General features: G+C 67.6%; 19 protein-coding genes. 18 read left to right on the plus strand and 1 reads right to left on the minus strand.

Translation table 11 applies throughout. The features are described from left to right. Positions 1–8 precede the first annotated feature (8 nt). From C1925_RS11345 to C1925_RS20975, 14 genes are all read left to right on the plus strand, one after another. Positions 9–542, plus strand: coding sequence for a lipocalin family protein (locus C1925_RS11345; RefSeq protein ID WP_108768965.1), 534 nt, complete (start codon positions 9–11; stop codon positions 540–542). A 115-nt stretch (positions 543–657) separates the two neighbouring features. After that, on the plus strand, positions 658–1797 hold the full coding sequence (locus tag C1925_RS11350; protein ID WP_108768966.1) for an SPFH domain-containing protein: 1140 nt from the start codon (positions 658–660) through the stop codon (positions 1795–1797). 20 nt (positions 1798–1817) lie between these two features. After that, the gene (locus tag C1925_RS11355) at positions 1818–3170 is read left to right on the plus strand and encodes a hypothetical protein (protein WP_108768967.1); all 1353 of its coding nucleotides are present in this window, start codon (positions 1818–1820) and stop codon (positions 3168–3170) included. Next, positions 3167–3427 (plus strand): hypothetical protein, encoded by a 261-nt coding sequence (locus C1925_RS11360; protein WP_108768968.1) that lies wholly within the window; start codon positions 3167–3169, stop codon positions 3425–3427. The genes C1925_RS11355 and C1925_RS11360 overlap by 4 nt, the downstream gene beginning before the upstream one ends. A 160-nt stretch (positions 3428–3587) precedes the next feature. Continuing rightward, entirely contained in the window at positions 3588–6326 is a 2739-nt protein-coding gene (locus C1925_RS11365; protein ID WP_108768969.1) for a PAS domain-containing sensor histidine kinase, read from the plus strand. Positions 6327–6545: 219 nt separating this feature from the next. After that, a complete protein-coding gene (gene paoA, locus C1925_RS11370; protein ID WP_108768970.1) occupies positions 6546–7193 on the plus strand; it encodes an aldehyde dehydrogenase iron-sulfur subunit PaoA in 648 nt (215 codons plus the stop codon). Continuing rightward, positions 7190–8146 carry a xanthine dehydrogenase family protein subunit M gene (locus C1925_RS11375; RefSeq protein WP_108768971.1) on the plus strand — a complete coding sequence of 319 codons (957 nt, stop codon included), beginning with the start codon at positions 7190–7192 and terminating at the stop codon, positions 8144–8146. Before paoA ends, C1925_RS11375 begins: the two co-directional genes overlap by 4 nt. Continuing rightward, the gene (gene paoC / locus C1925_RS11380) at positions 8143–10344 is read left to right on the plus strand and encodes an aldehyde oxidoreductase molybdenum-binding subunit PaoC (protein ID WP_108768972.1); all 2202 of its coding nucleotides are present in this window, start codon (positions 8143–8145) and stop codon (positions 10342–10344) included. The genes C1925_RS11375 and paoC overlap by 4 nt, the downstream gene beginning before the upstream one ends. Next, the gene (locus C1925_RS11385) at positions 10341–11330 is read left to right on the plus strand and encodes an XdhC/CoxI family protein (RefSeq protein ID WP_108768973.1); all 990 of its coding nucleotides are present in this window, start codon (positions 10341–10343) and stop codon (positions 11328–11330) included. The genes paoC and C1925_RS11385 overlap by 4 nt, the downstream gene beginning before the upstream one ends. Next, positions 11297–11923, plus strand: a complete 627-nt coding sequence (locus C1925_RS11390; protein ID WP_108768974.1) for a nucleotidyltransferase family protein — start codon at positions 11297–11299, stop codon at positions 11921–11923. Before C1925_RS11385 ends, C1925_RS11390 begins: the two co-directional genes overlap by 34 nt. A gap of 678 nt (positions 11924–12601) precedes the next feature. After that, positions 12602–13264 (plus strand): AprI/Inh family metalloprotease inhibitor, encoded by a 663-nt coding sequence (locus tag C1925_RS11395; protein ID WP_254051305.1) that lies wholly within the window; start codon positions 12602–12604, stop codon positions 13262–13264. A gap of 69 nt (positions 13265–13333) precedes the next feature. Next, positions 13334–14284, plus strand: a complete 951-nt coding sequence (locus tag C1925_RS11400) for a cation diffusion facilitator family transporter (protein WP_108768976.1) — start codon at positions 13334–13336, stop codon at positions 14282–14284. A gap of 113 nt (positions 14285–14397) precedes the next feature. Next, on the plus strand, positions 14398–16143 hold the full coding sequence (locus tag C1925_RS11405; RefSeq protein ID WP_108768977.1) for a PAS domain S-box protein: 1746 nt from the start codon (positions 14398–14400) through the stop codon (positions 16141–16143). A gap of 67 nt (positions 16144–16210) precedes the next feature. Next, the gene (locus C1925_RS20975; protein ID WP_159097518.1) at positions 16211–16510 is read left to right on the plus strand and encodes a hypothetical protein; all 300 of its coding nucleotides are present in this window, start codon (positions 16211–16213) and stop codon (positions 16508–16510) included. 15 nt (positions 16511–16525) lie between these two features. Here C1925_RS20975 and C1925_RS11410 read toward each other — a convergent pair whose 3' ends face one another. Next, the gene (locus C1925_RS11410; RefSeq protein WP_108768978.1) at positions 16526–17635 is read right to left on the minus strand and encodes a crosslink repair DNA glycosylase YcaQ family protein; all 1110 of its coding nucleotides are present in this window, start codon (positions 17633–17635) and stop codon (positions 16526–16528) included. Between the two features lie 112 nt (positions 17636–17747). Here C1925_RS11410 and pip point away from each other — a divergent pair, with 112 nt between their 5' ends. The 4 genes from pip (at position 17748) to C1925_RS11430 (ending at position 23373) form a co-directional block, all read left to right on the plus strand. Next, positions 17748–18704 carry a prolyl aminopeptidase gene (pip, locus tag C1925_RS11415; protein WP_108768979.1) on the plus strand — a complete coding sequence of 319 codons (957 nt, stop codon included), beginning with the start codon at positions 17748–17750 and terminating at the stop codon, positions 18702–18704. Positions 18705–19520: 816 nt separating this feature from the next. Continuing rightward, positions 19521–19820: a hypothetical protein gene (locus C1925_RS11420; RefSeq protein WP_108768980.1), complete on the plus strand. Its 300-nt coding sequence runs from the start codon at positions 19521–19523 to the stop codon at positions 19818–19820. 53 nt (positions 19821–19873) lie between these two features. After that, positions 19874–22633 carry a magnesium-translocating P-type ATPase gene (gene mgtA / locus C1925_RS11425; RefSeq protein WP_108768981.1) on the plus strand — a complete coding sequence of 920 codons (2760 nt, stop codon included), beginning with the start codon at positions 19874–19876 and terminating at the stop codon, positions 22631–22633. Positions 22634–22635: 2 nt separating this feature from the next. Continuing rightward, on the plus strand, positions 22636–23373 hold the full coding sequence (locus tag C1925_RS11430; RefSeq protein ID WP_174213546.1) for an MgtC/SapB family protein: 738 nt from the start codon (positions 22636–22638) through the stop codon (positions 23371–23373). The last annotated feature ends 78 nt before the right edge of the window (positions 23374–23451 follow it).

Here is a 23451-nt window from a genome sequence, read left to right on the forward strand (position 1 = left end):
GACTGGCGATGCGTATGCCCCCCTTGTTCACCCTGCTGACATTGGCCCTGTTCGGCACAGGCTGCAGCAGCCAGGACACCCGGCCACTGCCACGCGAAGCGTCGGTGGACGTGCCACGCTTCATGGGCGACTGGTACGTGATCGCCCACATTCCCTCCCGGCCGGAGCGCGAGGCTTTTGACGCCGTCGAGAGCTATTCCCTACGCCCGGATGGCCGCATCCAGACCACTTTCACCTACCGTAAGGGCAACTTCCAGGCGCCATACAAGAGCATGCACCCGGTCGGCCGGGTGGAAGAGGAAGGCGCCGGCGCGGTGTGGGGCATGCAGTTCATCTGGCCGATCCAGGCCGAGTACATCATCGCCTGGCTGGACGACGACTATCAGCAGACGATCGTCGGCCGCAGCAAGCGCGACTATGTCTGGTACATGGCGCGCACGCCGCAGGTGTCACCGCAGGAGTATCAGGCTGCGGTCGAGCGCATCGCCGCGATGGGCTATGACACCTCGAAGCTGAGGAAGGTTCCGCAGTCCGTGCGTTGATCCCGCCACATGAATGGGCACCACCGGTACCGGTGGCGAGGCACCGCCCCGCTCCTCTATAGTCAGCCGGGCACGACAGGCACGGTGCCTGTCCGGTAACCACAGGGAGCAGGTCATGGGTCTGGTACAGGCGGTCAAGGGTGCAGTGGGCGGTGTTCTGGCCGACCAGTGGAAAGACTTCTACACCGTGCCGACGGGCCTGCCGTCGACCGCGGCCCTGTTCGCGGCCGTGCCGCAGGGCACCAATGCCGGCCGTGGCTCGAACACCAGCGGCTCGTCCAACATCATCAGCAACGGCTCGAAGATCGTCGTGCCCGAAGGCTACGGCCTGCTGCTGTTCCAGGACGGCGCGATCACTGCCTTCGTCGCCGAGCCGGGTGGCTACGAGTGGCGCTCGGACGACCTCAACTCGCAGTCGATCTTCGCCGGTGACGGGCTGGTCAGCACCTTCATCAAGCAGAGCTGGGAACGCTTCAAGTTCGGCGGCCAGCCGGGCTCGCAGCAGGCCGCCTTCTTCGTCTCGCTGAAGGAACTGCCGGACAACCGCTTCGGCACCCAGTCGGAAATCTACTGGGACGATGCCTTCCTCAACACCCAGGTCGGCGCGGTTACCCGTGGCTCGTACACGCTGAAGATCGTCGACCCGATCCTGTTCGTGAAGAACTTCGTGCCGGCCAGCTACCTGCGCCCGGGCCAGGTGTTCGACTTCACCGACATGGACAATGCCGCCGCCACCCAGCTGTTCAATGAAGTGGTGGGTTCGCTGGCACCGGCGTTCAGCCTGTACAGCAACGACCCGTCCAAGGGCAACCGCATCACCAAGCTGCAGCAGGATTCGATCGGCTTCGCGCAGAGCCTGTCGGCGGCCGTCGAGCAGGCCTACCAGTGGAAGTCCGACCGTGGCCTGGCCATCGTCAAGACCGCCATCGTTTCGATCGAGTACGACGCCAACACCCGTGAACTGCTGAAGACCGTGCAGCGCGCCGATGCGCTGTCCGGTTCGCGCGGCAATTCCAACCTGCAGGCCAGCGTGGCCCAGGGCATCCAGTCGGCCGGCGAGAACGGTGGCGCGGCGGGCCTGGTCGGCGTCGGCATGGCCTCGGGCATGTTCGGTGCGGGCAGCCTGCAGCAGCCGACCGCGCCGGCCGCCGATGATCCGGTGGCCAAGCTGAAGAAGGCCAAGGAAATGCTCGACCTGGGCCTGATCACCCAGGGCGACTACGACGCGCTGAAGGCCAAGGCGCTGGGCCTGTAAGCCGCCGGACGCGCAGACCCATGTCCGACCCCAGAAACGGTCCTCCGCCGCTGCCCCAGGCCGCCCCCGCTTCGCCCCCGCCCTTGCCGGCGGCGAAGCTGGATGGTCCGGGTTCGCCGCAGGACGTCCCGCCCCTGCCTGGCAGCTTCCCGCTGGATACCAGCACCCTGCCGCAGGCCATCCGTGATGAGGTCGAGGCGCCCGATCCGCTGGCCATCGATACCTCGGCCAGCGAACTCAAGGACGGCCTGAACCGCTGCCCGAAGTGTGGCAGCACCGACATCCGCCCCAGGCTCGGCACCGACGTCCTGGTCTGCCTGTACTGCCGTCACGAATGGCATGGCGCGCGGGTGGAGGAGGAATTCGGGCTGGGCGACGCGCTGGACCAGCTGCAGGGCACGGTCATCGCCTCCGGCGCACGCGACATCGACGCCGACACCTCGGCGCTGATGACCTTCAAGTGCGGCGGCTGTGGTGCCGAGGTCACGGTCAACACCGAAAGCACGATGACCGCGCGCTGCCACTGGTGCCGCCACGTGTTCGGCGTCAACGAACAGATCAGCAACGGCGCCGTGCCCGATGCCGTGTTGCCCTTCCACATCAAGAAGGACGATGCGGTTGCGCGCATCCGCCAGTTCGTCGACAAGCGCCGGATGTTCGCGCTGAAGGCCTTCAAGGACCAGTTCACCCCGGAAAACGTGGTGGGCGTGTACCTGCCCTACATGATCGTGGACAGCAATGTCAGCGCGGCCGTGGCCGGCAAGGGCGAGATCAAGACCCGCGAGTACACCCGCGGCACCGAGAAGAACAAGCAGACCTACTACGACGCGGACATCTACCAGGTCGAGCGCCAGGTCGAATTCACCGTCGACGACCTGCCGCTGGAATCCTCGGCCGAGCGCGGCAACCTCGACACGCGCACCAACACCAACAACATCATCAACACCATCCTGCCGTTCGACACCAAGAACGCGGTGAAGTGGAACGCGTCCTACCTGGCGGGCTTCACCTCCGAGAAGCGCAACGTGGATGTGGAGAAGCTGCGCCCACGGCTGGAAGACCAGCTGCTGTCGATCGCCCGCGCGCAGGTCGAAGCCAGCGTGCGCCGCTACGACCGCGGCGTGCGCTGGGAGCAGGAACAGCTGGACGTGCACGGCAGCCGCTGGGTGTCGATGTACCTGCCGGTCTGGCTGTACTCCTACCACCAGCCCGGCGCCAATGGCGGCATGCTGCACTACATCGCGGTGAACGGCCGTACCGGCGAAACCATGGGCAGCGTCCCCGTGCAGCAGTGGAAGATGCTGCTGGCCGCCCTGGCGACCGGTACGGTCATCGAAGCCCTCGCAATTGCCTTCCTGGTGGCGACAACATGAGTGACGACAGTGGTCTCTGGTTGCTGGCGGCCGGCCCGGCCGGTGCTACCGCGCTGTACTGGGCGCTGTACCGCTATTACCGCAACACCGACAAATCGCATTCGTTCGAACACGAGACCGCGATCGACGCCAAGCCGGTCACCGGCTCGGACCGTCGCGTGGATTCGATCACCGGCACGCAGGAACGGCGCGTGCGCGGTGACAACGTGTACGAGTACCGCAAACGGGTGGTGCGGGTGAAGCCCAGCGGTGACTGACACGGCACCACGCTGCCGTGACGCGGCCTTGATCTAGACTGGCGGCCCATGTTCTGCCTGCCCCTGCCTGGGGCGGGCAACGCCCCGCCGTTCGAGATCGACCGTGAACCAGCCTCCCGTTCCCCAGCCGCAAGCCGCCCATGCCTCCGAAAGCGTAACGATGGCGCTGGCAGCGGGTGCCATCGTCGGCACCTGGTTCTGGGATGTGCCGAACGACCAGCTGACCGTTGATGAAGCCCTGGCCCGCGCGTTCGGGCTCGACCCGGCGCTTGCGCAGCGCAAGCTGCAGCTGCACGAGGTGCTGGGCACGGTGCACCCCGATGACCTGGCCGGGCTGACCTCGGCCATCGAGCATGCCGTGCGGCACGGCGGCCGCTTCGCGCATCAGTACCGCACGCGCGGCGCCGATGGCGGTTACCACTGGCTGGAAAGCATCGGCCGCGTCGACCTGGACGAGAACGGTCGGGCACTGCGCTTCCCTGGCGTCCTGATCGACATCGACGAACGGCTGCGGGTGCAGGCCGAGCGTGACCAGGCCCAGGCCCTGCTGCGCTCCTTTGTTGAGGCCGCGCCGGGCGTGATGTATGCCAAGGATCGCCAGGGCCGCCTGCTGATGGGCAACAGCGGCACAACGGCACTGATCGGGCGCCCCCCGGCGGAGTATCTCGGGCGGACCGATGCCGAGCTGTTGGCCAACCCCGCTCAGGCTGCAGCGGTGATGATTACCGACGAGCGGGTAATGTCCAGCGGCCGCAGCGAGCAGTTGGAAGAAGAAGTCAGCTTTCCAGACGGCCGCCGGGCCTGGTGGCTGTCGACCAAGGCGCCGCTGCGCAACGATGCTGGCGAAGTGATCGGCCTGGTCGGCACCTCGCTGGACATCACCGACCGCAAGTCGGCCGAGGCCGAGCGTCTCGACATCGAGGAACGCTATCGACTGGCCGCACAGGCCACAAACGATGCGATCTGGGACTGGCGCATGGTCGACGGGCACGTCGTCTGGAACGAGGCGCTGTCCAGCCTGTTCGGTCACCCGGTGAAGGAGACCAGCGCGCAGTGGTGGCTCGACCACATCCATCCCGAAGACCGCGAGCGCATCGATCGCAACATCCACGCCGTCATCGACGGCGACGGCATCACCTGGACCGGCGAGTATCGCTTCCGTCGCGCAGATGGCAGCTATGCCGCCGTGCTTGATCGTGGTGCGGTGCTGCGCGACGTTGATGGCCGCCCGCAGCGGATGATCGGCGCCATGCTCGACCTGTCCGGACGCAAGGCGGCCGAAGCAGCGCTGGCCGAGGGTGAGGAGCGCCTGCGCCTGGCCACGGAAGCAGGCGAGCTTGGGTTATGGGACCTGGACCTGGTGCAGAAAGTCCTGCTCTGGCCCGCGCGCATGAAGGCGATGTTCGGCATCTCCCCCGACGCGGAGGTGGACATCGAGGATTTCCGCAACGGCCTGCATCCGGACGATCGTGCCGCGACGCTGGCAGCACTCGATGCATCTGCCGATCCACAGCGGCGCGCCAACTACGATGTGGAGTACCGTACCGTCGGCAAGGAAGATGGCGTGGTGCGCTGGGTCGCGGCCAAGGGCCGGGGCATCTTCGAGGCCGGGCGCTGCGTACGCCTGCTGGGCGTGGCCATCGATATCACCGCACGCAAGGCGGCCGACGAGCGCCTCCGCGAGTTGAACGAGCAGCTGGAAGCGCGGGTGCGTGCCGAAGTGGCGGAGCGCATGCGGGTGGAGGACGCGCTGCGGCAGAGCCGCAAGATGGAAGCCGTCGGCCAGCTCAGCGGCGGCATCGCGCACGACTTCAACAACATGCTGGCCACGGTGATCGGCCCGCTGGACCTGCTGGCGCTGCGTATCGGCGACAGTGATGCACGCGCGGTGCGCTACATCGAGATGGCCCTGGACGGTGCCCAGCGTGCCGCCCAGCTGACCCAGCGGCTGCTGGCCTTCTCACGCCAGCAGCCGCTGCAGCCGGTTGCCCTGGACGTGAACCATCTGGTGGCCGGCATGACCGATCTGCTGGTGCATTCGCTCGGCAGCAGCGTCATCCTCGAAACCGTGCTGGGTGGCGGCCAGTGGTGGACGCACGCCGATGCCAACCAGCTGGAGAACGTGATCCTCAATCTGGCGGTGAACGCGCGCGATGCCATGCCGGGCGGCGGTCGCCTGACGCTGCAGACCAGCAACTGCCCGATCGGCCTGGCCAGCGTGGCCGAGCACGGCGGCGTCCCCACCGGCGATTACGTGCGCATCGCCGTGACCGACACCGGCGGCGGCATGGCGCCCGAGGTGATGGCACGCGCGTTCGATCCGTTCTTCACCACCAAGCCGGTCGGCCAGGGCACCGGCCTGGGCCTGTCGCAGGTCTATGGCTTCGTGCAGCAGTCCAACGGGCACGTCCGCCTGCAGTCCGCACCCGGCACGGGCACCACCGTCATCATCTACCTGCCGCGCCTGCTGGCCGAGGTGGACGCCCTGCCGCCGGCCAAGGCCGATGTGGCGCCGCTGTTCGGCGGTGGCGCCGAGCAGATCCTGGTGGTGGACGATGACGCAGCGGTACGCGCGTTCTCGGTCGATGCGCTGTCCGAACTCGGCTACCGCGTGCTGTCGGCCGATGGCGCTGCCAGCGCCCTGCCCCTGCTGCAGGCCCACCCCGGCATCGCGCTGCTGTTCACCGACGTGGTGATGCCCGGGGTCAACGGCCGCCAGCTCGCCGACAAGGCCCTGGCGCGGCATCCGCACCTGAAGGTCCTGTTCGCCACCGGCAACAGCCGCAATGCCCTGGTCGACGACGGCGTGCTGGACGCGCATGTGCAGCTGATCGGCAAGCCATTCACCATCAGCGAACTCGCCACGCGCGTCCGCGCCGTCCTCTCCGCGGAACGCTGAGCCTGAGTGCTTCCCGGCGGGCAGCGAAGGCAGCATCGCCACCGCACCGCGGATCAGGGCCAGCATGCCGAGCTCGAACTCGGCCTGCGCGGCCGCCGGTTCGAACCCGCGTCGCAACAGACTGAATGGGCGGCCGTGAGGGACTTCACCACCTGCCTACCGCAGCACAGCCATGCTGACACGTAATCCCGTCAGCCGACTGCAGCCAGCGGAGTCACGATGAATCCCCCTTCCAAGCTTCCGCTCACGCGGCGCGACATGCTCAAGCTCAGTGCGGGCTCGGCCACCACCATGGCCATGCCCGCCGCTGTCGCTGCCGCCGCCGAGCCCGACCGCTCCTCCGCACGCGCCCCGGTCACCACGCAGGTGACCTTCAAAGTGAACGGTGCAAGCCGCTCACTGCTGCTCGACACCCGGGTCACCCTGCTGGATGCGCTGCGTGAGCACCTGCAGCTGACGGGCACAAAAAAGGGCTGCGACCATGGGCAGTGCGGTGCCTGCACCGTCCTGCTGGACGGCCGTCGCATCAATGCGTGCTTGACCCTGGCGGTGATGCATGAAGGCGCCAGCATTACCACCATCGAGGGAATGGGATCACCTGGCAACCTCAGCGACATGCAGGCCGCCTTCGTCAAGCATGATGGTTTCCAGTGCGGTTACTGCACGCCGGGCCAGATCTGCTCGGCCGTGGCGGTGCTCGACGAAATCCAGCGGGATGTCCCCAGCCACGCCACTGCGCGCCTGGACGAGCCTGCGGCACTGACACCTGAAGAGATCCGCGAACGGATGAGCGGCAATATCTGCCGCTGCGGCGCCTACTCCAACATCATCGAAGCGATCCAGGATGCAGCGGGGAAGCGCTCATGAGGGCTTTCACCTATGAACGCCCTGCCAGCGCGGCCGATGCCATTGCCGCCGCCACGCGCGCACCGGGCGCACGCTTCATCGCAGGGGGCACCAACCTGCTCGACCTGATGAAGCTGGAAGTGGAAACGCCGTCGCATCTGATCGATGTGAACGGGCTGGGCATGGACGGCATCGAAGCGACGGCCGACGGCGGCGTCCGGATCGGTGCACTCGTGCGCAATACCGATCTGGCCGCAGACGCCCGCGTCCGTCGCGACTACGCCTTGCTGACCCGGGCGCTGGTGTCGGGTGCCTCCGGACAGCTGCGCAACAAGGCAACCACGGCAGGCAATCTCCTGCAGCGCACGCGCTGCCCCTACTTCTACGATACGGCCCAGGCCTGCAACAAGCGCCTGCCGGGCAGCGGGTGTGCCGCAGTTGAAGGCGCAAGCCGGCAGCTGGCGATTATCGGCGGCAGCGCAGACTGCATCGCCACGCATCCCAGCGACATGGCAGTGGCCATGATGGCCCTGGGCGCATCGGTGGAAACACTGCGTGCCGACGGCACGCGGCGGCTCATTGCGCTGGATGCCCTGTACCGCCCGCCGGGAGCAACGCCACACCTTGAGACCACGCTGCTGCGAGGCGAGCTGATCCAGACTGTGATCCTGCCACCCCCGGCAGGTGGCACCCATGTCTATCGGAAAGTGCGTGACCGCGCCTCCTATGCGTTTGCGCTTGTTTCGGTTGCTGCCATCGTGCAGGCCGATGGCAGCGGGCGCATCGCCCTGGGCGGCGTGGCCTACAAGCCATGGCGCAGCGACGCCGCCGACGCCGCGCTGCCGCAGGGCGCTTCGGCCGTCATCTCGACGCTGTTGCAGGGTGCGGCACCGACCGGCCAGAACCACTTCAAGGCGGTACTGGCCGAACGCACGCTGGCATCCATCCTGCAGGATCTGAGGGCGCGCGCATGAAGTTCACTACGCCTGCTGGCACCAATCCCATCGATGCAAGGAAGGTCGTCGGGCAACCGCACCCTCGCATCGACGGTCCATTGAAGGTTTCAGGAAAGGCGACCTACGCCTACGAGTGGCATGACGCGCTACCCGAAACGCCGGCTTACGGCGTGGTCGTCGGCGCAGGGATAGCCACCGGAACCGTCGCGACACTGGATCTCGAGCCCGCTCGCCGCTCGCCAGGCGTCCTGGCCATCGTCACTGCCGACAATGCAGGGCCGCTGCAGCGCGTGAAGCGCAACGCTGCGCCGCTGCTCGGTGGCCCGACCATCAGCCACTATCATCAGGCGCTGGCGGTGGTGGTTGCCGAGACCTTCGAGCAGGCACGCGCGGCGGCCGCCAGGGTCCGCGTGCGCTACGCGCCCCGGCACGGTTCATTCGACCTGGCTGCGGCCCGCAAGGATGAGGCGTCACTGAAGACGCCCGAACCCGATGCCCGGGTGGGCGATTTCGAAAAGGCATTCCAGCAGGCCGACATCACCCTCGATGCGACGTACCACACCCCTGACCAGTCACACGCCATGATGGAGCCGCATGCAACGCTGGCGGCCTGGGACGGTGACCACCTGACCGTGTGGACATCCAACCAGATGATCGACTGGGGCCGGACGGACCTGGCCAGGACGCTGGGCATACCGAAGGACAATGTACGACTGGTATCGCCTTACATTGGCGGGGGCTTCGGCGGAAAGCTGTTCCTGCGCTCCGATGCCCTGCTTGCAGCGCTCGCGGCACGTGCGGCGAAGCGCCCGGTGAAGGTAGCGCTGCAACGCCCGCTGGTCGCCAACAACACGACTCACCGACCCGCCACCATCCAGCGCATCCGGCTGGGCGCATCCCCGAACGGAACGTTGACCGCCATCGGACACGAATCCTGGTCAGGCAACCTCGCGGGCGGCTCGCCCGAGGAAGCCGTGCAGCAGACCCGTTTCCTGTATGCCGGCGCGCATCGGCTGGCCGCCCTGCGATTGGCTGCGCTGGATCTTCCCGAAGGCAACGCGATGCGCGCACCTGGCGAGACGCCCGGGCTGATGGCCCTGGAAATCGCCATGGATGAGATGGCTGAGAAGGTCGGGCTGGATCCGATCGAGTTCCGCATCCGCAACGATACGCAGGTCGACCCCAGCGATCCGTCTCGTCCGTTTTCGCAGCGACAACTGGTGCAGTGCCTGCAATCCGGCGCCTCGCGCTTTGGCTGGGAGCGTCGCAGCGCCGTCCCGGCCGCCAATCGCGATGGACGATGGCTGGTCGGCATGGGTGTGGCAGCGGGCTTCCGCAACAACCTGGTTATGAAGTCCGGCGCGCGCGTGCGCCTGGCCACTGATGGGCACGTGACCGTCGAGACCGACATGACCGATATCGGCACCGGCAGCTACACCATCATCGGCCAGACCGCCGCCGAAATGCTGGGCGTTCCCCTGGAGCAGGTCACGGTGAAGCTGGGCGACTCGCGCTTTCCGGTTGCCGCCGGCTCCGGCGGACAGTGGGGTGCCAACAGTTCTACTGCAGGCGTCTACGCGGCCTGCATGGCATTGCGGACCAAGGTCGCCAGCGCGCTGGGGATGGATGCTGCCGTGGCACGGTTTGAAGACGGCCATGTCATCGATGGGCAACGACGCGCTTCCCTGACAGAGGCAACTGGCAGCGGGGAAATGGTTGCCGAGGACAGCATCGAGTTCGGAACCTTGCAGGAGAAGTTCCAGCAATCGACCTTCGCCGCGCATTTCGTGGAGGTCGGCGTTGATGTCGCGACGGGCGAAACGCGCATCCGGCGGATGCTGGCCGTCTGCGCTGCGGGACGCATCCTGAATCCCACGACGGCGCGCAGCCAGGTCATAGGCGCGATGACGATGGGCATCGGTGCTGCGCTGTCGGAGGAACTGGTCGTCGACCCGCGCTTGGGCTTCTTCGTCAACCATGATCTGGCAGGCTACGAGGTTCCGGTGCATGCCGATGTGCCCCACCAGGAGGTGGTGTTCCTCGACGAGGCCGATGCCGTGTCATCGCCCATGAAAGCCAAGGGCGTCGGCGAGCTGGGCTTGTGTGGTGTCAGTGCCGCCATCGCCAACGCCGTCTATAACGCAACCGGCGTACGGGTCAGGAATTACCCGCTGACGCTGGACAAGCTGCTGGCAGGCCTGCCAGACCTCGCATGACGACGTCGTTCTTTCCCGCACCGCTGGACCTTGAAACGGGCAATGCGCGGCCCGCCCTGCGTGCTGCTGCCGATGCCGCACGCAATCGCTCTCCGGCGGTGCTGGCCATCGTGGTGCAGACCGAAGGATCAACCTACAGCCGTGCGGGGACCTGCGTGTTGTTTGCCGGCGACGAACAGATCGGCTGGCTCAGTGGCGGCTGCCTTGAGCCGGAGCTCGCACGTGCGGCCTGCAGAGTCGCAGCGGAAGGGCAGCTCTGCTGGGTAAAAATTGATACCCGCGATGATGATGCGCTGTTTTCCGGCAACGCCGTGGGCTGCCGCGGCTGCCAGTGGATCGCGCTGCTGCCGTTGCACGAGTTGCCGGGCCTGGCAGACTGCCTGGATGTCTGGCTGCAGGGCCGTGACACCCTGCGCCTGTCCCTGGCGACCAAGGGTCTTGTTGAAGGTCGCTGCGCCGGATCTTCGTTCTGCACCCAACTGCCGGTGCTCAAGAGCGACGAGGCCATCGAGACCAGCGCATGGCGCCTGCAATGGCACCGGCCACCGCTGGTGCAGCTGCATGGCGCCGGACCTGAGGCATTGACGCTGGTGCCAATGCTGGAACATCAGGGCTGGCTCATACAGATCGTGGAGCCGCGAAGGGCGTGGCAGGCGCGCCTGCCAGCGCTGCAGCAGACGAACGAGGAACAGGCAGACCGCCAAGTGGATGCGGCACTGGTCATGCACCACAACTTCGAGCTGGACCTGGATGCGTTGCGATTGCTTGCCCGATCAAGGATTCCTTTCATCGGATTGCTGGGCCCTCGCCAGCGCAGGGATGATCTGTTCAAGCTGCTGGACGCAGGTACGCGCGTCGCGCTTGAGCCCCGGCTGCGCTCACCCATCGGCCTGGCACTGGGCGGACGGGGGCCCGAGGCAATCGCCCTGAGCATCACCGCCCAGCTGCAGGCATGGCGCCATGGCAGCGCACTGGGCAGTACGTGAGCGGGCACGCTGCCGTGGTGCTCGCCGCCGGAATGAGCCGTCGCCTGGGCCGACCCAAGCAGTGGCTTCAGATCAATGGCGAATCACTGCTGCGGCGTGCAGCGCGGCTGGCGTCTGAGACAGATCCGGACGTGCTGATCGTACTGACGCCGCAGGGCCCTGCCTTCGGTCCGGAGCTGGCCGGACTGCGTGCCGTCCAGGTGCAGAATCCCACGCCCGGGCTGGGGGTCGGCAGCAGCCTCCTGCTGGCAGCGCCGCACCTCGGCACCGCCCGCCAGGTGCTGGTCCTGGTCTGCGACCAACCGCGCCTCCATGCGGCACATCTTCGTGCCCTGCTCGACGCCGCCGCCAGCACGCCGTGCCACTGCGCTGCTACGCTGGAAGGCGGGGTGCCGGGTTCGCCGGCCGTTGTCCCCGCCGCGTGGTTCAACGACCTGCCGCAGAGCGGTAGCGAACACGGTTTCGGTCGCCGCCTGCGGCAGACCCCGGGCGTCGCCCTTTGTGCCAGCGACGTGTGCCTCCGTGACATCGACAACCCGGACGATCTGCGCGCCGCATCTGCCGCCGGGTGGATCGACAGGCCGCCGCAATGACGAACGGTAGCGCCGGTCCATGCCCGGCGAGCGCAGCGGCACCTGATGGCATTCGCCAGGCATGGCCTGGCGCTACCACAGCTGCGTCGATCCCTTCACTACCGTCGCAATGATGATCGGTAGCGCCGGGCCATGCCCGGCGAGCGCAGCGGCACCTGATGGCATTCGCCAGGCATGGCCTGGCGCTACCACAGCTGCGTCGATCCCTTCACTACCGCCGCAATGATGATCGGTAGCGCCGGGCCAGCCCGGCGAGCGCAGCGGCACCCGGAGGCCTTCGCCAGGCATGGCCTGGCGCTACCAAGGCTGCGTGGATCCCTTCGCTACCGACGCAAGGACGACTGGTAGCGCCGGGCCACGCCCGGCGAGCGCAACGGCCCCTGATGACATCCGCCAGGCATGGCCTGGCGCTACCAAGGCTGCGTGGATCCCTTCGCTACCAACGCAATGAGGACCGGTAGCGCCGGGCCATGCCCGACGAGCGCAGCGGCCCCTGATGGCATCCGCCAGGCATGGCTGGCGCTACGTTCACGATGCGCTGGCCGCCGCCCCGCCGTGCCTGCACCCGCACACGGCCCTCACACCGCCCCCGTCCAGCCGGCGCTATGCTCCGCCGGCGCGGGAGGCTGCCGCCCCACACGCAGATCAGCGGTTTCAGCGTACCCCAACGAGGATTCCATGATGGCCAAGCTCTTCCCGCATTACGGGCTGCTGGCGTTGTGCAGCCTTGCCCTCCCTGTCGCTGCCGTGGCCCAGGACGCGTCGATCGGCTTCGGCCAGGACACCACCACCACGCAGTCGTCCAGCAGCAGCTCACAGACCACCGTCACCACCCAGTCGGACACCGGCACCAGCCAGGATGGCAGCGACCAGACGCAGGGCGATTCCGACTTCGGCAACATGGGCTCGATGACCACCGAGATCACGACCACCGGCAGTTCGCATTCGGAGTCACGCAGCCACGGTTCCGACGTCGAAGTGGATATCGGCCGCCCCGACAACCGCGGTGACGACTGGGGCCGTGACCGCCACCGCGGTGGCCCCCCGATCAACGACAGCGATCTGTTCGGCGACTGGACGCTGGGCCAGGAGAACGGCAGCAGCTGCACCATCACCCTGAAGGACAGCCAGTGGTTCGGCGGCTACGGCGCGTGGGTGCCGGCTGGCTGCCCCGATGGCTTCTTCTCGGTCAACCGCTGGCTGCTGTCAGGCAACCAGCTGCTGCTGACCGACACCAACAACCAGGTCATCGGCCGTTTCCGCCCGAGCGGTGGCGGACGCTGGTCGGGCCGCCGCGAGTCGGACGGCACCCGCATCTACCTCAACCCCCGACAGCGCTGAGCGGACCGTATACGCGGCGCGGACACCCCCCATCGCACCATGGGGTGTCCGTTCCACCTGCCCCCTGACATGGCCGCTCCCACAGGCTCACGCCTGGTCGTATACGCCGCACTGTTCGGCAACCTTGCCATCGCCATCGCCAAGTTCGTCGCCGCCGGCATTTCCGGCAGTTCGGCCATGCTGAGCGAAGGCGTGCATTCGCTGGTCGATACGCTCAACGAAGTCCTGCTGCTGTACGGCCTGCACCGTGCCGAGAAGTCGCCCGACACGCTGCATCCGTTCGGCTATGGGCGTGAGCTGTACTTCTGGAGCTTCATCGTCGCCCTGCTGGTGTTTGCCGCCGGCGCCGGTGTATCGGCCTACGAAGGCATCCAGCACATCCGCCATCCGCAGCCGGCCACGAACCACGCCCTCAGTTACACGGTGCTGGGCGTATCGCTGCTGTTCGAAGGCAGCTCGTGGTACATCGCCCTGCGCGAATTCCGCCGCAGCAAGGGGGCGATGGGCTACTTCGAGGCCTTCCGGCGCAGCAAGGATCCGTCCACCTTCACCGTGCTGCTGGAAGACAGCGCGGCGCTGCTCGGCCTGGGCTTTGCCCTCGCCGGCCTGCTCGCCGCGCAGCTGCTGGACATGCCCGTGCTCGACGGGGTGGCCTCCCTGTGCATCGCCGCCGTGCTCGCGGTGACCGCCTTCCTGCTGGCCCGCGAAACCAAGGGCCTGCTGGTGGGTGAACCGGCGCACCCGGCGGTGGCACAGCGGATCATGGCGGTGGCGGTGACCGATCCCGACCTGCTGCGTGCAAATGGCGTGACCACCATGCAGATGGGCCCGGAACAGGTGGTCGCCATGCTCAGTGCCGAGTTCGAGGATGACCGCCGGACACCGCAGATTGAGGCCTGCATCACCCGTATCGAGACGGCGGTCAAGGACGAATTTCCCGAACTGGTGGCATTGTTCGTCAAGCCGCAGACCCCGGAAGTCTTCGCAGCACGGCAGGCCGCCTTGAAGAAACACAGCTGAGACGCCCTCGGCCGACCTCACGCGGGCATCACCCTGGAACGCGGAATGCTAACAATTACCCCACTAGCGTGGGGCCTGCCCCGCCCTTCCCTGCAGAAGCCAGCGCGCCAGTTATGGATGAAGCTTTCCGACTTTGCGAGATCGACCGCCTGGGAGTGCTCGACACTCCGTCCGAACCCGTCTTCGATGCGATCGTCGCCGCCGCCCAGGCCGCCACCGGCATGCCGATGGGGTTGATTTCCATCGTTGCCGAGCACCGGCAATGGTTCAAGGCCAACATCGGCCTGCCGGACACCAGCGAAACGCCGCGCAACATTTCCTTCTGCACGCATGCCATCGAACGCGATGCGCTGATGGAGATCCCCGATGCGCGCCAGGATCCGCTGTTCGCCGCCAATCCACTGGTCACCGGCGGGCCGCGCATCCGCCATTACGCCGGCATCCCGCTGGGTACCGCGCATGGCGCGCGCATTGGCACCCTGTGCCTGCTCGACACCATGCCCGGCGTGCTGTCGCCCTCGCAGCGCGAACTGATGGTGCACCTGGGCCGGGTCACCACCCAGGTGCTGGAACAGCGCGCCACGCTGCTGCAGAAAGTCGCCCAGGCGCAGCACCTGCACAGCGACCTCAAACGCAGCGAGGATTTCCTCGAACGCACCAACACCGCCGCCAGGGTCGGCGGCTGGGAACTGGACCTGACCAGCAACGAGGTGCGCTGGACCCGCGAAACCAAGCAGATCCATGGCGTGCGCGCCAGCTACCAGCCGACCCTGGACAGCGCCCTCTCGTTCTATCGCGAGGACAGCCGCGCCATCATCCGGGCCTCGGTGCAGCGTTGCATCGACGCCGGCACGCCGTGGGAAGTGCAGCTGCCGATGTCCACCGCTGACGGCCGCGCGATCTGGACGCGCGTGGTCGGCAGCCGCCAGCAGGTCGAGGGGCGGCCACGCCTGGTCGGGGCCATCCAGGACATCACCGAGGAACGCGCCGTGCTGGACGCACTGGAGGCCAGCGAAGTGCGCTACCGCCGCCTGTTCCACTACAGCCTGGGCCTGATCTGCACGCACACCCTCGACGGGACAGTCACCTCGGTGAACCCGGCCGCGGTGCAGTCGCTGGGGTTCCCCGAGAGCCAGATGGTCGGCCGCAGTCTCTGCGACCTGATGCCTGCGGACAAGCGCGATGCCTTCAAGGCCTACCTGGCGCGGATCGAGAGCAACCACACCGATGCCGGCGTGATCGAGCTGATCGCCGCCGATGGCAGCCGTCGCTACTGGGCCTACAACAACGTCCTCGACAGCGAGGCACACCCACCCTTCGTGCTCGGCCACGCGCAGGATGTCACCGCGTTGCGACAGCAGGAAGAGCGTCTGCGCGAACTGTCCCAGCGCGACCCGTTGACCCTGTGCCACAACCGCCGCTACCTGCACCGTCTGGAACAACTGGAGACCGAATCCTGGGCCTGCGTGGTGTTCGACCTGGACCACTTCAAGCAGGTCAACGACACCCAGGGCCACCGTCGCGGCGATGCCATCCTCGTCGAGTTCGCTGCTTTCCTGCGCTCGCCGCTGGGTGCCGGGGAAAGCGAAGTCCGGCTGGGCGGCGATGAATTCATGGTGGTGCTGATCCAGCCGGCCCGCGAGCGCCTGCAGGCGCTGCTGGACTGGTACGAGCAGAACGCCGGTCTCGCCCCGATCGCGTTCTCCATGGGCGCGGCCACGCATGCCCGTGGCGAGCTGGTCGCCGACACCATCCATCGCGCCGACAACGGCCTGTACAGCACCCGCGAGCGGGTCCGCCGGGTCCAGCGCGAGGATGACGCCGTGATGCCGGGGACATCCGCGTCCACATCCGATTGAGCCTTCCATCACGCCCTGCAGCCAGCGCTGCGGGCACCCTGTCAGCAGGTTCTACGGAGACAGCGCCATGCCCAATACCGGTCGTTTTTTCGTATTGGCTCTCGATGCAGACAGGGACCCGGCAGGCGCCATCGTGCAGATCCGTTCGATGGCACTGCGCTGCGAAGCCTGCGGTGAGGTCACCCGCACCGAAGGTGCACAGATCGCGCGACTGGATGGCGGCACCATCCTCGCCTGCACCCATTGCGGCGCGACCCAGGCCGTGGCCAATGCGCGGCTGGAGGAGTGCGATCACGTAATGGCCGTCGCCTCGCCGGCCATCGCCGCTACAGGAGGGTTGCCGCTGCCAGGACGAGGACGTGGCTGACCGTGGAGGCGCCGCTCAGGCGCCGCTGCCTGGCCCGTGCAGGAAGTCGTCCATGCGTTGCAGTTCGTCGTCCAGCGCCGCGCGGAACGCCGCCTCGCGCGGCGCCTTGCCAGTCACGTAACCCAATGCCGGTTGCAGGCGGCCATCGGGCGCCGTGATGTTGGCCCAGCCGATGATCTGGTCGCGCCACAGTAGTGGCAGTGCGTAGTAACCGAAGCGGCGCTTCGCTGCGGGCGTGTAAGCCTCGAACTTGTAGGTCCAGCCCCAGAGCAGTTCGAAGCGCCGACGATCCCACGCTACCGGATCGAACGGTGCCAGCAGGCGCACCTGCTCATCCACCGCGAAGCGCCGCGAGCGCGGATTCTCTTCCGCCGGCCAGTACCAGGTCGTCCCTTCGACAACGGCGCTGGCCAGCGTCTGCCGGGCCTCACGCAACGCCTGTTGCAGCGGTGCAGCAAGGTGCGGCGCGCCATAGCCGAGCAGGCGCACCAGGTAGGTCAGGCTGGCGGCCGGCAGGGGCGCGTACTTGCGCACCACCAGGTCGACCAGGGCGGCGGCACGCTGCGCCTGCGCGGCCGCGCCGGTGTCTGCCTGCGGGTGGTCGGCCACGCTGTAGATGCGTGTGCCGCTGTCACGCCGCTGCACGCGCAGCATGCCGCGGTAGTGCATACCATCAAGCAGATGGGTGCTGGCGTTGCTGGTGCCGCCCCAGTAGTTGGTCACCCGGCCATGCGCGAAGGCCTGGTCCACCTCGCGGGGATGCACGCTGCCACGCGCCTGCACGAATTCGAGCACCTCGGCCGCCTTGCGGCGGGTCGCCGCATCCCACACCCTCGATGAGACCCGCGGATGCATCAGCGCCAGCAGTTCGCGCGGCAGAAAGCCATAGTTGACCAGGCAGTCCTCTTCCACCGGCAGGCGCGCGTAGCGTCGTTCCAGATCACCGGCCCGATAGCCCTTGACCCGGTGGCGCAGGGTCAGATCCTGGGCGCGGGCGGGAGCCCGGATGGGATCGGCCTGGACGAACCCAAGGCGACGGATGGCCGCCAGCAGGGTCGTTGGCCTGAACAGCGTGCGCGTTACGGCGTAACGGCGCAGATCATCGAGGGTCGGCGTGGCGGGCATGCCCTATTGTCGGCTATCGCCAAGCGGCCGACCACCGTCACATGGCACGCGCGATGCGACGCCGTCCGACCGGCACCGCTATGCTTGTCGTTCCTGCTCGTGAGACACCGCCATGCGTACGCTCTTTCCGCCGATCACGCCTTACCGCGAGCACCGCCTTGCCGTGGATGCGCTGCATACGCTGCATATCGAGGAATGCGGCAACCCGGCGGGCAGCCCCGCCGTGTTCCTGCATGGCGGCCCCGGGGCCGGCGTCTCGCCCACGCATCGTCGCTTCTTCGACCCGGCGCGCTACCGCATCGTGCTGATCGACCAGCGCGGCTGCGGCCGCTCCACGCCGTTCGGCGAACTGCGTGACAACACCACCGCGCACCTGGTGGAGGACATCGAGCGGGTGCGTGAGCACCTCGGCATTGAACGCTGGCTGGTGTTCGGCGGCTCCTGGGGCTCCACGCTGGCGCTGGCCTACGCACAGGCCCACCCCGAGCGCGCGACCGGCGTGATCGTGCGCGGTGTGTATCTGGGCCGCGCCGAGGAGAACGCCTGGTTCGCCGAGGCGGACGGCGGCGCCCGCTGGATCTTCCCGGAACGCTGGGCGCGCTACGAGGCGCATATTCCGGAGGACGAGCGTGGCGACCTGATTGCGGCGTACTGGAAACGGCTGGACAGCGCAGACCCTGCCACGCGCATTGCCGCGGGCCTCGCCTGGCTGGGGTGGGAAGACCACGCCGCCACGCTGGTGCACGATGTCGATGCGGTCTCCGATGCCGATCCGCTGGATACGCTGGCCAAGGCCCGCATCGAGGCGCACTACTTCCGCCACAACGCATTTCTCGAGCACGGGCAGCTGCTGCGCGACGTCGATCGCATCCGCCATCTGCCCGCGGTGATCGTGCAGGGGCGCTACGACATCATCTGCCCGGCCCGCAGCGCCTGGGACCTGTCCTGCGCCTGGCCGGAAGCCCGGCTGGAGATGGTGCTGTCCGGGCACAGCGCCACCGAGCCGGCCACCACCGATGCGCTGGTCCGCGCGACCGACGCGTTCGCGGACCGTGCCGCGCGTCCGTAGATCCACGCCATGCGTGGATGCCGTTCACCACGCATCGCGCGAAAGGCAGCCGAGCATGGCTCGGCTCTACAGGACAGGCGACCGACGCGTTCGCGGATGGTTAGTAGATCCACGCCATGCGTGGATGGCGTTCGCCACGCATCGCGCGAAAGGCAGCCGAGCATGGCTCGGCTCTACAAGACGGGCGACTGACACCTTTGCGAACGGTTGGTAGATCCACGCCACGCGTGGATGGCGTTGCCCACGCATCGCGCGAAAGGCAGCCGAGCATGGCTCGGCTCTACAGGACAGGCGACCGACGCGTTCGCGGATGGTTAGCAGATCCACGCCATGCGTGGATGGCGTTCGCCACGCATCGCGCGAAAGGCAGCCGAGCATGGCTCGGCTCTACAAGACGGGCGACTGACACCTTTGCGAACGGTTGGTAGATTCACGCCACGCGTGGATGGCGTTGCCCACGCATCGCGCGAAAGGCAGCCGAGCATGGCTCGGCTCTACAGGACAGGCGACTGACACCTTTGCGAACGGTTGGTAGATCCACGCCACGCGTGGATGGCGTTCGCCACGCATCGCGCGCGCCCCTATACCAACGTATATCCGCGCTTACCCACGGGCATCTAGGCCCGGCGCGGCCGCGCGCGGACAATAGCGCCACCGGCCCACACAGGCCCCACCGATGGAGACGCTGATGGACCCCGACCCTGCCGGGCGCACCGCGCCCCCGAGTACCGCCGCCTGTTCCCTGCTGGCGCCCATCGCCGGTCCCTGTCCGCACGCGTGATGGGGGCCCCGGGCGTCGCCTGCCCGGAGTTTCCCATGTCCTACAAGATCCTCTACATCAGCCTGCGCCGCCTGATTGGTGAGCGCGATGTCGCCGGCCTGCGCAGCCGCCTGCTGCAGCACGGCCCGGTGCTGTTCGCCCATGCACTGGCGCTCGGTTCACCGCGGGTCGTCGCCGACGCGCTTTCGCTGCTGCCGATCAGCGAACGCATCACCGTGCTGCGCCACCTGCCCCACCCTCTGCGCGACGCCATGAAGCCGCTGTGCATCGGCGGCAGCCAGCGCCTGCACCTGCAGCCGTGGTCGCCGTCCGTGCTGGCCCTGCGCCGCGCCTGATTCACGCCACTCCGCGACCCGGCAGCCCGGGTCGGCACTTCCGAGGATGACCCATGAGCCTGCTCAACGCCTGGTTCAACGCCTTCCTGCGCAGCCGCCGCGCAGGAAGCCTGTTCCGCCGCCGCGCCTTGCCCGAGGCCGGCTTTGGCCGTGGTGCCGCCCAGGCCGCGCCTTCCGCACTCACCGATGGCCTGCTGACCCTGGCCCGACTCGACGATGCCCGCCTGCTGGCCGCGCTGGATTCGCACAGCGATGGCCTCAGCCCGCAGGAGGCCACCGAGCGCCTGGCCCGTCTCGGGCCCAACGAAGTCGATCACGAAAAGCCGCTGCCGTGGTGGCGCCATCTGTGGCAGTGCTACCGCAATCCGTTCAACCTGCTGCTCAGCGTGCTGGCGGCCGTGTCCTGGTTGACCGAGGACGCCAAGGCCACGGTGGTGATCGCTGCGATGGTGGTGCTCTCCACCCTCATCCGCTTCGTCCAGGAGGGTCGCTCCAACCGCGCCGCCGAACGGCTGAAGGCGCTGGTCGGCAACACCTCCCGGGTCCTGCGCCGCAGCGCGGGCACCGAGGCGGCGGAACTGGCCGACCAGTACTTCGGCGCGCATCTGCACAGCAGGCGTCCCTCGCGCCTGCTCGACCTGCCGATCCGTGCGCTGGTGCCGGGCGACCACATCGTGCTCTCGGCCGGCGACATGATTCCGGCCGACTGCCGCGTGCTGAGCGCCAAGGACCTGTTCGTGGCCCAGGCCGCGATGACCGGCGAGTCGCTGCCGGTGGAGAAATTCGCCAGCCCGGGCGACGCCGAGGCCGGGCTGATGGAACAGGCCAACCTGCTGTTCATGGGCACGAATGTGGTGTCGGGCACGGCCACGGCGGTGGTGCTGGCCACCGGCAACCGCACCTACTTCGGCACGCTGGCCCAGCGCAGCACCGCCACCGAGCGCGCGCCGACCGCGTTCCAGGCCGGGGTGAACAGTGTCAGCTGGCTGCTGATCCGCTTCGCCCTGGTGATGGTGCCGTTCGTGCTGCTCATCAACGGCTGGACCAAGGGCGACTGGACCGAAGCCTTCCTGTTCGCGCTGTCGGTGGCGGTCGGGCTGACCCCGGAAATGCTGCCGATGATCGTCACCTCCACCCTCGCCAAGGGCGCGGTGCTGCTGTCGCGGCAGCGAGTGATCGTCAAGCGCCTCGACGCGATCCAGAACTTCGGTGCGATGGAGGTGCTGTGCACCGACAAGACCGGCACCCTCACCCAGGACCGCATCGCGCTGGAGCGCCACACCGATGTGTTCGGCCAGGACTCGGAGGACGTGCTGAAGTTCGCCTACCTCAACAGCCACTTCCAGACCGGGCTGATCAACCTGCTCGACCGTGCCGTGCTCGAGCACGTGGAGCTGCAGAGCTCGCTGCGCCTGTCGCAGGACTACCGCAAGGTCGACGAGATTCCGTTCGACTTCCAGCGCCGCCGCATGTCGGTGGTGGTGGCCGAACGCGAGGACCACCACGAGCTGATCTGCAAGGGCGCGGTGGAAGAGATGCTGGCGGTGTGCAGCACCGTGCGCGAGGGCGACATCGACCAGCCGCTGGATGCGGCACGGCTGGCACGGGTACGGCAGACCACCGAGGAACTGAACGAACAGGGCCTGCGCGTGGTGGCCGTGGCGATGAAGGAGACCGCGGCCAGCCAGTCGGTGTATTCGCAGGCCGATGAGTGCGGCCTGACCCTGGTCGGCTACGTGGCCTTCCTCGACCCGCCCAAGGAATCGACCGCACAGGCCCTGCAGGCGCTGGCTGCGCATGGGGTGGAGGTCAAGGTCTTCACCGGCGACAACGAACTGGTCACCGCCCGCGTCTGCGCCCAGGTCGGTCTGGAGGTCGATGCCATCGTGACCGGGCCGCAGATCGAACGCATGGACGATGCTTCGCTCGCGCAGGCCCTGCAGCAGCACCGGGTGTTCGCCCGCCTGACGCCGCTGCACAAGGAGCGGCTGGTGCGCTGCCTGCGCGCGCAGGGCAAGGTGGTCGGCTTCCTCGGCGATGGCATCAACGATGCCCCCGCCCTGCGCGCGGCAGACATCGGCATCAGCGTGGACAGCGCGGTGGACATCGCCAAGGAAGCGGCCGACATCATCCTGCTGGAGAAGAGCCTGATGGTGCTGGAGGACGGCGTCATCCAGGGCCGGCGCACGTTCTGCAACATGCTCAAGTACATCCGCATGACCGCCAGTTCCAACTTCGGCAACGTGTTCTCGGTGCTGGTTGCTTCGGCGTTCCTGCCCTTCCTGCCGATGCTGCCGCTGCAGCTGCTGGTGCAGAACCTGCTGTACGACATCTCGCAGATCGCCATCCCGTTCGACAACGTGGACGAGGAACTGGTGCGCCAGCCGTTGAAGTGGAACCCGGCCGACATCGGGCGCTTCATGGTGTTCTTCGGGCCGATCAGCTCGATCTTCGACCTGTGCTGTTTCGCGCTGATGTGGCATGTGTTCGACGCGCGCACGGTGGCCGACCAGAGCCTGTTCCAGTCCGGCTGGTTCGTGGTCGGCCTGCTCACCCAGACCCTGATCGTGCACATGATCCGCACGCCCAAGGTGCCGTTCCTGCAGAGCATCGCCGCGCCGGCCCTGCTGCTGATGACCGCAGCGATCATGGCCATCGGCGTGCTGCTGCCGATGAGCCCGCTGGCCGGCTACTTCAAGCTGCAGCCCCTGCCGTTGGGTTACTGGCCGTTCCTGGTGGCGATCCTGTTCGGCTATGCGGTGCTGACCACGGCGATGAAGCGGCTCTACATCCGCCGCTACGGGTGGCAGTGATGCTGGGCCTGCAGGTGAACCTGCCGCCGTTCAACGCCGGTGCGACGCTGGGCTCGCTGCTGAGCCTGACCGTGGCCTTCGTGCTCGGCGCGGCGATCGGGCTGGAGCGGCAGCTGCGCCAGCGCACCGCCGGACTGCGCACCAACACGCTGGTGGCGGTGGGTGCGGCGGTGTTCGTCGATCTGGCGGTGCGTTTCCACGATCTGTACGGCGGGCCGCCCTCGCCGCTGCACGTGGTCGCCTACGTGATCTCCGGCGTCGGTTTCCTCGGCGCCGGCGCGATCATGAAGGACGGTGCGCAGGTCTCGGGCCTGAACACCGCGGCCACGCTGTGGGGCTCGGCAGCGGTCGGTGCCTGTGCCGGCGTCAAGCTGCTGCCGGAAGCGGTGATGGCGGCCGTGTTCGTGCTGGCCGCCAACACCCTGCTGCGGCCGGTGGTCAACCGCATCCAGCGGCAGCCGCTGGCGCAGGGTTTCAGCGAGGCGACGTATGCAATCAACGTGGTCTGCCAGCGCGAACAGCAGGCCGAGGTGCTGGACCGGCTGCTGCTGCTGCTCGAGCAGGCGCAGTACCCGGTGCGTGCGGTGGACCAGCGGCCATTCGGCGAACGCGACGTGGAGATCGAGGCGGTGCTGTATGCCACCTCGGTCGACGCCGCGGAACTGGATGCGGTGCTGGAGAACCTGGCCGGCACGCCGGGCGTGTTGCAGGGGTTCTGGAATGCCAGCCTCGAAGAATGATCCACCCCGGTACTGCCGGCATGTTCGCACCCCGGTAGTGCCGGCCGCTGGCCGGCATTGCCCACCAAGGTGGGCATC

The sequence above is a fragment of the Stenotrophomonas sp. SAU14A_NAIMI4_5 genome, from assembly GCF_003086795.1.
Taxonomy (GTDB): Bacteria; Pseudomonadota; Gammaproteobacteria; order Xanthomonadales; family Xanthomonadaceae; genus Stenotrophomonas.